Annotated in this window: 10 protein-coding genes and 4 pseudogenes; 6 read left to right on the top strand and 8 right to left on the bottom strand. The window is 74.0% G+C overall.

What is annotated here, in order from left to right:
* Positions 1-224 precede the first annotated feature (224 nt).
* Together REH70_RS20955 and REH70_RS18495 are read right to left on the bottom strand one after the other, a co-directional pair.
* A pseudogene (locus REH70_RS20955) lies at positions 225-272 on the bottom strand (hypothetical protein); the annotation flags it as partial.
* A 49-nt stretch (positions 273-321) separates the two neighbouring features.
* Positions 322-1841 (bottom strand): annotated as a pseudogene (locus tag REH70_RS18495) (sodium-dependent transporter); the annotation flags it as partial.
* Positions 1842-2050: 209 nt separating this feature from the next.
* On the opposite strand from REH70_RS18495, the pseudogene REH70_RS18500 reads away from it, so the two are divergent.
* Positions 2051-2890 (top strand): annotated as a pseudogene (locus tag REH70_RS18500) (NAD(P)/FAD-dependent oxidoreductase); the annotation flags it as partial.
* 152 nt (positions 2891-3042) lie between these two features.
* Here the strand turns inward: REH70_RS18500 and REH70_RS18505 are convergent.
* The 3 genes from REH70_RS18505 to REH70_RS18515 all read right to left on the bottom strand — a co-directional run bounded on the left by REH70_RS18505 (position 3043) and on the right by REH70_RS18515 (position 6331).
* On the bottom strand, positions 3043-4092 hold the full coding sequence (locus tag REH70_RS18505) for a glycine betaine ABC transporter substrate-binding protein (protein ID WP_310749606.1): 1050 nt from the start codon (positions 4090-4092) through the stop codon (positions 3043-3045).
* Positions 4093-4184: 92 nt separating this feature from the next.
* Positions 4185-5069, bottom strand: coding sequence for a proline/glycine betaine ABC transporter permease (locus tag REH70_RS18510; RefSeq protein WP_310749607.1), 885 nt, complete (start codon positions 5067-5069; stop codon positions 4185-4187).
* Positions 5066-6331 carry a betaine/proline/choline family ABC transporter ATP-binding protein gene (locus REH70_RS18515; protein ID WP_310749610.1) on the bottom strand — a complete coding sequence of 422 codons (1266 nt, stop codon included), beginning with the start codon at positions 6329-6331 and terminating at the stop codon, positions 5066-5068. The genes REH70_RS18510 and REH70_RS18515 overlap by 4 nt, the downstream gene beginning before the upstream one ends.
* 635 nt (positions 6332-6966) lie before the next feature.
* Between REH70_RS18515 and REH70_RS18520 the strand changes: the two genes are divergently transcribed.
* On the top strand, positions 6967-7614 hold the full coding sequence (locus REH70_RS18520; protein WP_310749612.1) for a methyltransferase domain-containing protein: 648 nt from the start codon (positions 6967-6969) through the stop codon (positions 7612-7614).
* Between the two features lie 464 nt (positions 7615-8078).
* On the opposite strand, the gene REH70_RS18525 is transcribed toward REH70_RS18520, so the two are convergent.
* Together REH70_RS18525 and REH70_RS18530 are read right to left on the bottom strand one after the other, a co-directional pair.
* Positions 8079-8732, bottom strand: a complete 654-nt coding sequence (locus REH70_RS18525) for an NAD-dependent epimerase/dehydratase family protein (protein ID WP_310749614.1) — start codon at positions 8730-8732, stop codon at positions 8079-8081.
* Positions 8729-9031: a hypothetical protein gene (locus tag REH70_RS18530; RefSeq protein WP_310749616.1), complete on the bottom strand. Its 303-nt coding sequence runs from the start codon at positions 9029-9031 to the stop codon at positions 8729-8731. The genes REH70_RS18525 and REH70_RS18530 overlap by 4 nt, the downstream gene beginning before the upstream one ends.
* Before the next feature lie 165 nt (positions 9032-9196).
* On the opposite strand from REH70_RS18530, the gene REH70_RS18535 reads away from it, so the two are divergent.
* The 4 genes and pseudogenes from REH70_RS18535 (at position 9197) to REH70_RS18550 (ending at position 11706) form a co-directional block, all read left to right on the top strand.
* Positions 9197-9952 (top strand): TetR/AcrR family transcriptional regulator, encoded by a 756-nt coding sequence (locus tag REH70_RS18535; protein WP_310749618.1) that lies wholly within the window; start codon positions 9197-9199, stop codon positions 9950-9952.
* Positions 9949-10727: pseudogene (locus REH70_RS18540) on the top strand (uracil-DNA glycosylase). Before REH70_RS18535 ends, REH70_RS18540 begins: the two are co-directional and overlap by 4 nt.
* 86 nt (positions 10728-10813) lie before the next feature.
* Positions 10814-11236 carry an organic hydroperoxide resistance protein gene (locus REH70_RS18545; RefSeq protein ID WP_310749620.1) on the top strand — a complete coding sequence of 141 codons (423 nt, stop codon included), beginning with the start codon at positions 10814-10816 and terminating at the stop codon, positions 11234-11236.
* 44 nt (positions 11237-11280) lie between these two features.
* The gene (locus REH70_RS18550; RefSeq protein WP_310749623.1) at positions 11281-11706 is read left to right on the top strand and encodes a DUF4190 domain-containing protein; all 426 of its coding nucleotides are present in this window, start codon (positions 11281-11283) and stop codon (positions 11704-11706) included.
* A 28-nt stretch (positions 11707-11734) separates the two neighbouring features.
* Here the strand turns inward: REH70_RS18550 and REH70_RS18555 are convergent, their stop codons facing one another.
* The gene (locus REH70_RS18555; protein ID WP_310749625.1) at positions 11735-12421 is read right to left on the bottom strand and encodes a hypothetical protein; all 687 of its coding nucleotides are present in this window, start codon (positions 12419-12421) and stop codon (positions 11735-11737) included.
* Positions 12422-12437: the final 16 nt, after the last annotated feature.

Below are 12437 nucleotides of genomic sequence, written 5' to 3' on the forward strand. Positions count from 1 at the left end.
TCGTCGGGGCCCGCAGCGGGCGACGGCGTCGGTGGACCGGACCGACGGCGTCGAGGGACCGCGCCGGCCCAGCTCGGGTCAGGACCGGGTGGGCCCCGTCGTGGTCCCGCCGGTGCTCGCTCCCCGGACGGGCCCCCGGCGGCGTCGTCGTCGTCGGCGCCGTCATCGAGGTCGTCGGTGGGGTGGGCGCGCAGGTGCAGGATGCTCGCCGTCAGGCCGCCCCACACCACGGTGATCGAGATGACCAGGAACAGCACCGCGATGGGGGTCATCGCCGGGCCTCCGTCCTTGGGCCGCGGGCGACGACGCCCGGCAGCGGCTGGGGGTGAAGCGGTCGACGTCGCGGCGCCACCGGATCGCGGTGAGCACAGCGGCGGACACGGGCAGGAGCGCGACGACGCCCCAGCCCAGCACGTTGGTGAACCAGGACGGGTACCCGGCGTAGCCCTCGGTGACGAGCGCGATCACGCCGGTCACGAGGATGTAGCCGAGCACGACCGGCACGACCACCCCGACGAGGACCCGCCACCATGCGCCCAGGCGCAGCGACGACACCGCGTTGAGGTGGGCCTGCAGCTCGGGCAGCCGCCGGACGCCCCACGTCACCAGGACGGTGGTGAGGACGGCCGAACCGACCACGCCGATCTCGTTGACGTACTTGTCGACCGTGTCCAGCACCGGCAGCGCCGTCGTCGTGGAGAACAGCGCGAGCGAGATGACCGCCGCGACGCCACCGATCCGCAGGGCCCCCTGGCGCACCGTGAGGCCGAACTTCTCCTGGAACGCCGCCGAGACGACCTGCAGGATCGACAGCAGCGACGTCAGCCCGGCGAGCGTCAGCGAACCGAAGAACAGCACGCCGAAGATGGGGCCGCCGGGCATCATCGAGACGATCTGCGGGAAGGCGATGAACGCCAGCGACACCCCGGTGATGCCCTCGAGCTCGGCGACCGACGTCCCACTCTGCAGCGCCATGAACCCCAGGGCCGCGAACACCCCGATGCCGGCGAGGATCTCGAACGACGAGTTCGCGAACCCGACGACGAGGCCCGTGGACGTGAGGTTGGAACGACGCCGCAGGTAGGAGGCGTACGTGATCATGATCCCGAACGCGATGGACAGCGAGAAGAAGATCTGGCCGTAGGCCGCGATCCAGACACCGGGATCAGCGAGCGCGGACCAGTCCGGGGTGAAGAAGGCGTTGAGGCCGTCCATCGCGCCGTCGAGGAACAGCGCCCGGACGACCAGGGCGAGGAACAGCACCACGAGCACCGGCAGGAACACGAGGTTCGCCCGCTCGAGCCCCTTCTGGACGCCGAGGGCGAGGATGGCGAGCACGACCACCCACACGAGGAGCAGCGGGACGAGCACCGACGGGACGACGTCGAGGCTCACCCCGGGTCCGCGGCCTGCAGGTACTCACCGACGAAGAACCCCGCGGTGTCGTCCCCCCAGGCCTCGGTCACCGAGAACACGAGGTAGCTCGCGGACCACGCGATGATCACCGTGTAGTACAGGATGATCGCGAAGCTGATGGCGACCTGGAACCACCCGAGCGCCTCCCCGCCGCGGCCCGCCAGCCGCCGCAGCGCGGCGGGTGCCGACCCGCGGAAGCGGTGGCCGATCGAGTAGTCGAGCAGCAGCACCGGGATGCCGGCGGTCAGCAGCGCGACCAGGTACGGGACCAGGAACGCGCCCCCACCGTTGTCGTACGCGACCCCGGGGAAGCGCCAGATGTTGCCCAGACCGACCGCGGAGCCGATGGCCGCGAGGATGAACCCTCGCTGGCCGGACCACTGCTCGCGGGGGCGGGACGACTGCTTCGGCGCGGCTGGCGACATCGTGTCCTCGTTCCGGCGGTGGACGTTCGGGGCCCGGCCGGGCGCGCCGGGTGCACGTCGGCGTGGCGGCCCGGGGCCGACCCTAGTGGCGGGTGCCCCGGCGTGTCGCGACGACATCCGCGCGTGGGCGCCGACCGGTGCGCGGCCGGTGCCCCCGGTTGTAGGACCCGGTGCGGCGGGTCACCGTGATCCTCGTGACCACTGCCGACGTGCTCGTCATCGGGGCCGGCCCCGCCGGGCTCAGCGCCGCCCTCGTGCTGGGCCGCGCGCGGCGTCGCGTCGTCGTCGTCGACTCCGGCCGCCCTCGCAACGCGGCGGCGGGGAGCATGCAGGGCTTCCTGTCCCGGGACGGGACCCCGCCCGGTGAGCTGCTGGAGGTCGGCCGGGAGGAGGTCGCCCGGTACGGCGTCGAGGTCCGCCACGGTGAGGTGGTCCGGCTCGAGCGCGACGGTGACGTCCTCGTCGCGACGGTCGCCGACGGCGAGCGGCTCACCGCGCGCCGGGTGCTGGTCGCGACGGGTCTGCGGGACGCCCTTCCGGCCGTCGACGGCGTCGCCGAGCGGTGGGGCCGCGACGTCCTGCACTGCCCGTACTGCCACGGGTTCGAGGTGCGCGACCGGCCCGTGTCGGTGCTGGGACGCGGGGACGTGTCGGTGTCCGCCCACTACGCCCAGGTGATCCGGCAGTGGTCGCCGGACGTGGTGCTCCTGCGCCACACGCTCGGCCCGTGGGACGCGCGGCAGGCGGAGGAGCTCGCGGCACGCGGGATCCGGGTGGTCGACGGCGAGGTGCGACGCCTGCGCGTCGACGACGACCGGCTCACCGGGGTCGAGCTGGACGACGGCTCGGTGGTGCAGTGCGACGTCCTGTTCGTCGGCGCCGCGACGGGCACCGACCTGCACGACTCGCTGCTGCGGGACGTCGGTGCGTCGTTCGAGCAGGGGGCGGTCGCAGACCTGCCGGACGTGGATCCCACCGGTCGCACCTCGGTCCCGGGCGTGTGGGTCGCCGGGAACGTCGCGGACCCCACCGCGCAGGTGATCGTGGCCGCGGGCCAGGGCTACGCGGCGGGGGTCGCGATCAACGCCGACCTCGTCGACGAGGACGTCGCCGCAGCGGTCGCGGAGCACCGCCGCACGGTCGAGCGGGCGGACGGGCAGGGCGCCCGGCGTGATGCCGGGCGCCCCTGTCGTCGGTGGTGTCACGCCGCGTCGGCGGCGGCCTTCAGCTCGTCGACGAAGTCGGGGTTGTCCGCGAGCCACTGCTCGGCCGACTCCTCGTTCCGCTCGCCCTCGTTCTCGTTGAACATGAGGTTCTCGAGCGCGAACAGCTGGTCGCCGGTCAGCGTGAAGACGCCGAACCACCGGGCGAGCTCGGGGAAGTCGTCGGAGAAGCCGGTCCGGGCGACCGTCTCGATGTTCTCCGCCTCACCCAGCGTGCCCTCGGGGTCCTCGAGGTCCCGCAGCGGGAAGGCGTCGTACGCCCAGTGCGGGCGCCACAGCGTGACCGCGATGTCGCGGTCGGAGTCGATCGCGCCGCTGAGCTCGGCGAGCATCGCCGGGGTGGACGACTCGACGAAGTCCATGTCCTCGAGGCCGTAGGTCGGGATGACCGACTCCTTGGTGATCCGGGTCAGGCCCGCGCCGGGCTCGATGCCCACGAGGCGGTTGCCCACCGTGTCGGCCTGCTCGGCGAGCTCGGCGAGCGACGTGATGGGGGAGTCCTCGTTGACGGCGATCGTGAGGCGGGCGTCGTCGTACCAGGTGCCCACCCGCTCGAGGTCGTCGCCGAACTCCTCGAGGTAGTCGGCGTGCGTCACGGGGAGCCACATGTCGAAGTTGACGTCGAGGTCACCGCCGGCGAGGCCGGTGTAGACGAAGCCGGGGTCGGCCATCTCGAGCTCGACGTCGTAGCCCTCGTCCTCGAGGATCGCCTCCCACAGGTGGGACACGGCGATGCCCTCGTCCCAGCCGTTGTGGACGGCGATGGTCAGCTCGGACTGCGCGTCGTCGGAGGTGGCGGCGGAACCGGCGTCGGTGGACTCGTCGGTGTCCGACGCGCACGCGGTCAGCGTGAGGGTCAGGGCGGCCGCGACTGCGGCGAGGCGTGCGACGGGGCGGCGGGTGTGCGTGGTCATCGTGTCCTTCCTGGGGTCGGCGGCACGGTGCGCACCGACGTGGACCGGCGACCCGTCCGGGTCGCGGTCCGGTGGCCGGCCCGCGTGGTGCTGCGGTCCGGCGGCCCGCCACATGAGCGGCGAGGTGGTGGTGGGACCGGGCGCACCGGGGCGCCCGGGGTCGCACGGCGCGGCGCGCCGGCGTCGGGGTGGAGGGGTGGTGCGCGTCAGGCGCTCGTCGTGCGCAGCGCGCGGGAGACCGGGGCCTTGTCGGCGAGCGCGGAGGTCATCCGGTCGAGGTAGATCGCGAGGATCACCACGGCGAGACCGGCCTCGAACCCGAGGGCGACGTTGACGCGCGACAGCGCCGAGACGACGTCCCGACCGAGCCCCTCGGCGCCGACCAGGCCGGAGATCACGACCATCGACAGCGCGAGCATGATCACCTGGTTGATGCCGGCCATGATGGTCGGCAGCGCGAGCGGGAGCTGCACCTGCCGCAGGATCCGTCCCGGTGTGGCCCCGAACGCCTGACCGGCCTCGACCACCTCGTGGTCGACCTGCCGGATGCCGAGCTCGGTGAACCGGACGCCGGGGGCGAGCGCGAACAGGATCGTCGCGACGATCCCGGGGACCGCCCCGGTGAAGAAGATCACCACGGTCGGGATGAGGTACACGAACGCCGGCATGGTCTGCATGAAGTCCAGCACCGGCCGCACGGCTCGTGACACGGCGTCGTTGCGGGCGGTGAGGACCCCGAGCGGGATGGCGATCGCCAGGGCGATGACGCTCGCGACCAGCACGAGCGCGAGGGTGGCCATCGCGTTGTCCCACTGCTCGACGCCGACGATCACGACGAAGCCGACGAGCGCTCCGACACCCAGGCGCCAGCCCTTGGCGATCACGGCCAGCGCGACGAGCACGGACGCGACGACCCACGACGGCGGCCCGGTCATCACACCCTCGAGTCCCTCGTAGGCGCCGAGCAGGACCGCCTTGATCGCGTCGAACAGGACGCTGAACGTGTCGGTGATCGTGTCGACCGCGGTGTCCACCCAGCTGCCCAGCGGGAGCCGGAAGGTGGGGTCGGCTGCTGCCGCCTGGGTGCTCACAGCGCACCTCCGGTGGTCGCGACGGCGGGGGCGGTGGATGCGGCGCCGGTGGAGGCCGGACGCCGGCCGGGGTCGTGCTCCGCCGGGGGTGCGGCCATGGCCTCGAGCAGCGTCACCCGCGGGATGACGCCGGCGAGCCGCCCGTCGAGCGTGACGACCGGGAGCGGCAGCGGGGACTCCGCCGACGGGGCGAAGAGGTCGGCGAGGAGGGCGTCCTCCGGGACGGCGATGACCTCGCGGCGGGTCATCTCGCTCAGCGAGCCACCCCCGCCGCGCACCGCCGCGGCGACGTCCTCGTCCCGGACGACGCCGTGCAGCCGGCGGTCGTCACCGACCACGTAGGCGGCGGTCGTCTGCGCCTCGCGCATCTCCCGCAGGGCGACGTGCGGACCGGCGGACGACCGGACGACCGCGGCGGGTCGCACCATGACCGACGACGCGGTGAGGACCCGCGTGCGGTCGACGGCGGACACGAACTGCGCGACGAAATCGTCGGCGGGAGCGGAGAGGATCTGCTCGGCCGTGCCGACCTGGACGATCCGGCCGTCGCGCATCATCGCGATGCGGTCGCCGAGGTGCATGGCCTCGTTCAGGTCGTGCGTGATGAAGACGATGGTCTTGCCGAGCGTCTGCTGGAGCTCGAGCAGCTGGTCCTGCATCTCCCGGCGGATGAGCGGGTCGAGCGCGGAGAACGCCTCGTCCATCAGCAGCACGTCCGTGTCGGCCGCGAGCGCCCGGGCGAGGCCGACGCGCTGGCGCATCCCGCCCGAGAGCTGCGAGGGCAGCGAGTCCTGCCAGCCGTCGAGCCCGGCGAGTGCGACCGCCTCGCCCGCACGTCGGCGGCGCTCGGCGCGACCGACGCCCTGGATCTCGAGCGGGAACGCGGCGTTGTCGACCACCGAGCGGTGCGGCAGCAGGGCGAAGTGCTGGAACACCATGCTCACCCGGCGGCGACGGAGCTCGCGCAGCTCCTTCGTGCTGACGGCCGACAGGTCGTCGTCGCCGAGCAAGATCCGGCCGGCCGTCGGCCGCCACAGACCGTTGAGCATGCGGATGAGCGTCGACTTCCCCGAGCCCGACAGGCCCATGACGACGAACGTCTCACCGCTCGCGACCTCGAAGCTCGCGTCCACCACCGCTGCCGTCCCGAGCGGCCGTACCTCCTCGCGGGTCGCACCCTCCTGGAGCCGGCGCACCGCCTCCTGGGGTCGCCGGCCGAACACCTTGAACACGCCGTCGGCGCGCACTGCAGTCACATCCACCTCGTCCGTCGATCAGTGCCCGAGCCACGCCGGCGCCGGGCGCCAGGACGCGCGGCACATGGCCGCACCGTCCGGTGGGGGCTGGGACGAGAGGTCCGTCGGCGGGCGTCGCGCGCCATGGGTGGCGCTGCTGGAGCACGTCCGTGTCGACCTCTCGGCGATCAGGTCGGGACCCACCCTGCCCCCCGGCGACCGGACGATGCGAACCACAGGTCACCCCAACGGGGGTGGTCGGCGGGGCGATCGGCGTCCCGGCGATGCCATGACCTGCACTTTTGCCGATCTTGAATAGTTACCGAGTCGTAACATCCCGGCCCGGGCTTCGTGGGTCCGGCCCGCCGCACTGTGACGCACGCGGGAGGCGCGCGTCACAGCCACCGAGCGCGGTCCGACGCGGCGTGCGCCCAGGGCGCACGGCTCCCGGGGTCAGTCCAGGACGACCGACGGGTGCCCGTCCTGCCACTCCAGCGGCAGGACGTTCATGCCGCGGTAGTGGTGTCTACTCCGCCCCACCTACACGCGCGAGCGGTCGGGAGCGGCGTCGCGCCGTGGCACGCTGGACGCCCCTCCGGGAGCAGCCGCGGGGCACGAACCGCGGGCAGCGGCCGGAGCAGCAGTCGAGGAGCAGGAGCACCGTGAACCCAGCCAGCACGCCCGCGCCGGACGAGCCGACCACGCACCGTCGGCCCACCCGGTGGGAGGCCCAGGTCGAGGCCAACCCGGACCACTCGCACTGGTACGTCGAGCGGTTCAGGCAGATGGCGGCGCGCGGCGCCGATCTCGCCGGCGAGGCGCGGATGGTGGACGCGATGGTGCCGCGCGGGTCCCGCGTGCTGGACGCGGGCTGCGGTCCCGGCCGCGTGGGTGCGGAGCTCGCCGCCCGCGGTCACACGGTCGTGGGCGTGGACGTCGACCCGGTGCTCGTCGCGGCGGCCGAGGAGGACCACCCCGGGCCGACGTGGCTGGTCGGTGACCTCGCGGAGCTCGACCTGCCGGCCCGCGGCGTGGGTGAGGCGTTCGACGTCATCGTCTGCGCGGGGAACGTGCTGACCTTCGTCGCGCCGGGCACGGAGGTCGAGGTGCTGCGCCGGATGGGTGCGCACCTGCGGGACGGTGGGCGAGCGGTGATCGGCTTCGGCGCAGGCAGGGGCTACGCGTTCGACGCGTTCTTCGCCGACGTCGCCACGGCCGGCCTGCGGCTGGACGTGGCGCTGTCGACCTGGGACCTGCGCCCGTGGTCCGACGGGTCGGACTTCCTGGTGGCGGTGCTGTCGCGCCCCTGACGTCGCGCCACAGCGCACGGCATGGCCGGCGAGCCGCGCCGCTGGCGGCGGTGCCCGCGGGTCAGGGGCGCGCCGTCAGCGCTGCGAGGAAGGACGGCGCCGGTGGTGGACCCGGCGGCGCGCTCCGTCACCGGCCGGCGGGACGGGTCGGTGTGCGGGTGCTCGTGCTTGCCGAGGAGCCCGCGCGTGCCGTCGTTCAGCGGTCGCTCGGCCGGCCTCCGGGGGCTCGGCACCTGACCGGTGCGCCCCGTGCGGGTCTGAGCTGTCATGCGGTTCGTGGTCATCTCTGCGCCCTTCGTCGGGTCTCGGATCCGTGCCACCTGGTCGAGCACGAGCTGCCCAGCGTGTCGTGGCCCTCACCCCAGGCTCCCACCACTGCCGGCGAGCGGCATGTCCACGGGTCCAGGTGCTGATCGCCACATCGTCCGGTCACATCGTCCGGTCGATGCCCGGACTGAGGAGACTCACCCGGGAGATCCAGTCTGCCGGATCAGGCCAGTGTCCCGGTACTGAGCGACGACGGCGGCCACCACGTCGTCCCACGGCGTCGGGGCCAGGGCGAACGTGGTCTCGGCGGCCGTCGAGTCGAGGACGAACGGGCGCTCGAACTGGTGCAGCACCTCCGGGAGCTCGCGGACCAGCGGGCTCACCAGCCCTGCGACCCGCAGCATCGGGCGCCCGACCACGCCGACCGGCACCGGCGGGACGCCGGCCACCCGGCACAGGTCGGTCACCACCTCGCGCTGGGTGCGGGGCGGTCCGCTCGGCACGTGCCACGCGCGTCCCCACGCGCGCTCGTCGGCGGCCACGACGACGAGCAGTCGGGCGACGTCGTCCACCCAGGTCCAGGTGTGCGGCATGTCCGCGCTGCCGAGCACCCGGACGCGGCGGCGCCGCAGGAGCCGCGGCACCACGCGGTCACCGAGCTGGCTCTGGGCGCCCGCGCCGAGGTAGTCCGAGCCGCGGACCTCGGTCGCGCGGACGCGGCCGGCGCGGTGGGCGGCGAGCGCATCCGTCCACATCCGCGCGCGGACCTGCCCCTTGGCGCCGGTGGCTACGAGCGGGTGGTCCTCGGTCATCGGGCCGTCCACGTGTCCGTACCCGTACAGGTTGCTCACAGTCGCCAGGACGGCACCGGTGCGCTCGGCGGCGGTGAGCAGCGACGCCGCGAGGGCGGCCAGTCCGTGGCCCAGCGGTGGTACGCCGGGTTGGCGCAGTCGTAGAGGGCGACCGCACCGGTCGCGAGGGTGGTGAACGCGTCGACGTCGGCGGCGTCGGCGGCGACCCGGGTCAGGCCCGGGCCGGTCGGCCCACCGCCGGAGCGGCTGACGACCGTGACGGCCTCACCCCGACCGGCGAGGAGGCGAGCGGTGGCGGTCCCGACGGACCCCGCTCCGACGACGACGTGGTGGGACATGGCGGCCTCCCGGGCTCGGTCGACCCGGGCTCGCGGCCGGATCGTCGATCTCTGTCGAGAGCGGTGCTCTCTGTCTCTCAGCATCCTCGCTGCCGTTCGTCGCGTCGTCAAGAGCACTGCTCTCGTCGGTTGCCGATGATCGCGTCGAGGACGCAGGATGATCCGGTGCCTGTGCCCCTCGACGACGACACCCGAACGCCTGCTTCCCGCACGGCGCGCGAGCGGGTGCGGCGCGAGCTGACCCGCGAGATCACCGACGTCGCCCGTCGCCACCTGGCCGAGGCGGGGGCGGCGTCGTTGTCCGTCCGCGCGATCGCCCGTGAGCTCGGCATGGCGTCGTCGGCGCTGTTCCGCTACTTCCCGAACCGGGACGCCCTGCTGACCGCGCTCATCGTCGACAGCTACGGGTCCCTCGGCGACCACGTCGAGGCCGCGGAGCGCGCGGTGCACGACGCCGACGTCGCCACCCGGTGGTCGGCGGTCTGCCACGGCGTGCGCGACTGGGCACGCACGCACCCCCACGAGTACGCCCTCATCTACGGGTCGCCGGTGCCCGGGTACGCCGCCCCGCAGGACACGGTGGGCCCGGCATCCCGCGTCCCGCTGCTGCTCGGCTCGTTGCTGGCCGACATGGCAGCACGGGCCGACGACCGTCGGCCCGACGACGCGGGACCCGGCGCCCCGCCGGCCGCCCCGGCACCGGAGGACGACGCGCTGGCCGGCGCACTCGCGCCGGTGCGCGCGACGATGCCGGACGAGGTCCCGGTCGACCTGCTGGCGCGCGGCCTCATGGCGTGGACGTTCCTGTTCGGCGCCGTGTCGTTCGAGACCTTCGGGCACCTGCACGGCGTGGTCGACGACCTCGACGCGTGGTTCGACCATGAGGTCCACCGCGTCGCGGACGCCCTGGGGCTGCGATGAGCGACCCGACGACCGCCCCGGCGGACCATCCGCCGCCCGACCCGACGAGCGAGGAGCCCGCGTACCCCCTCCGCGGGCGCTCCGCCCGGACGATCGCCGAGCTCGACGCGCTCGTCGTCGGGTGCCGCGCCTGCCCGCGCCTGGTCGCATGGCGCGAGGAGGTCGCCGCCACCAAGCGCGCCGCGTTCCGCGAGGAGACCTACTGGGCCCGCCCCGCACCCGGCTTCGGCGACCCCGACGCGCGCATCCTCGTGGTCGGGCTGGCGCCCGCCGCGCACGGCGCCAACCGCACGGGGCGGATGTTCACCGGCGACCGCAGCGGGGACTTCCTGTTCGCCTCGCTGCACCGCACGGGCTTCGCGTCGCAGCCGACGTCGACCCACCTCGGCGACGGGCTGACGCTCACCGGCCTGCGCCTGACGGCCCCGGTCCGGTGCGCGCCGCCCGCGAACCTGCCGACCCCGGACGAGCGCCGCACCTGCGGGCCGTGGCTCGGCCGGGAGCTCGAGCTCGTGGCGCCCGACGTCGCCGTCGTGCTCGGTGGGTTCGGCTGGACCGCGCTGCTGACGACCCTCGCCGAGCAGGGGTGGGCGGTCCCCGCCCCCGGCCGCGGTTCGCGCACGGGGCCGAGGTGGTCCTCGGTGGTCCCGGCGGTCGCACGCTGACCCTGCTCGGGTGCTTCCACGTCAGCCAGCAGAACACCTTCACCGGTCGCCTCACGCCCGCGATGCTCGACGCCGTCCTCGTGCGGGCCCGGGAGCTCACCGCGGCGTGAGCGCCGGGCGCCGGGACCGCCGTCGGGCGGGGCACGTCGCCCGGGGCGACAATCGAGCACCCAGTCCCCCAACGGAAGGCCACCTCGTGACCACGCTCTACACCGCCATCGCCTCCTCGACCGGCAACGGCCGCAACGGTCACGTCCGCAGCTCGGACGGCCTGCTCGAGATGGACCTCGCGACCCCGAAGGAGATGGGCGGGTCCGGTGACGCCTCCAACCCCGAGCAGCTCTTCGCCGCCGGGTACGCCGCGTGCTTCCACTCCGCGCTCAAGGGCGTCGCGAAGAAGCAGGGCGTCACGCCCACGGACTCCGCCGTGACCGCCGAGGTCGGCATCGGCCCGAACGACGCCGGAGGCTTCGGACTGTCGGTCGCCCTCACCGTGGAGCTCAGCGGGGTCGACCAGGCGACGGCGGACTCCCTCGTCGAGGCCGCGCACGTGGTCTGCCCCTACTCGAACGCCACGCGGGGCAACATCGAGGTGACGCTCGAGGCGAGCGTCGTCTGAGACGGTCGGACACGTCCACCCGCCCGACCCGACCGGGAGCACCCATGAGCCACTCCGACCCGTCGTCCTCGTCGTCCGGCGAGCCCACCGGCTCCACGCCGTATCCCGGTGCCGGCCACACGTCGCCGTCGGGCTGGCCCGAGGCGTCCCCGCCGCCCCGACCCAGCGGCCTGGCGATCGCGTCGGTCGTCGTCGGCGGCGTGTCGCTGCTGCTCTGCCTCGTCCCGGTGGTCAACGCCGTGTCGATCGTGGGCGGCATCGCGGCAGTCGTGCTCGGGCTCGTCGCGCTGCGCCGGCTGTCCCCGCAGGTGTCGGGCAAGGGGCTCGCCCTCGGCGGGATCGCGCTGGGGGTCGTCTCGGCGATCATCTCGGTGGCGATCTGGGTGCTCATCGGGGCCGCCGTGGGCGGGCTCGTCGACGACGGCGGGATCAGCTCCGTCGTCGAGGAGCTCGAGTCGTCCACCGACTGACCGGATCCACCGACGGACCGGCGAGGCGTCAGGCCTCACCCGTGCCTAGCTGACGCCGCTGCCTCTCCAACCGCTGCGTCTCCAGCCGGTGCTCCTCGCGCTCGGCCCACCCGGCCGGGATCCACGCGCCGGAGCCCAGCTGGGGGTGCCCGGGGTGGCGCGCGAGGCACCACAGCACGAAGACCAGCTCGGCCCAGTCCGTCCGGAGCGTCCAGCTGACCGGCCCCTGCGCGGTACGGCCCCGCACGTGCACGGCACCGGGGCCCGCGAGCTCCATGCTGTCGACGTGCGGCCATGCCCACGGCTGCAGGGTGTGGCCGGTGTCGAGGTAGAACCCGTGCGTGGAGACGAAGACGACGCCGCCGGCGTCGACCACCCAGCGCGGCACGGCGGCCTCGGCCGCTGCCCGACGACGGCTGCGGTCGTTCAGGGCCCGGACGCCGGCGACGGCTGCCGTGGCGGCGAGCCCACCGCGTCCGGTGGCGAAGAAGAAGCCCCCGCTGCCCGGCTGGAGCGCGCCATCGCCCAGCGGGCGGAACGTCAGCAGCTCGAACCCGCCACGCGCGACGACGCGCTCGTCGGGGCCGAGCTGCGGCAGGAACGTCGTCGGGACGTGCGGGAGCCGGTCGACGCGTCCCTCCCACAGCGCGTGCAGCATCGACCGCGTGTGCCAGACGGCGGCGTCGTGCTCGCTGTACGCGGGCTCGGTGCCCATGGACGCTCCCTCCGGC

The sequence above is a fragment of the Cellulomonas sp. ATA003 genome, assembly GCF_031582905.1.
In the GTDB taxonomy this organism is placed as follows: Bacteria; Actinomycetota; Actinomycetes; order Actinomycetales; family Cellulomonadaceae; genus Pengzhenrongella.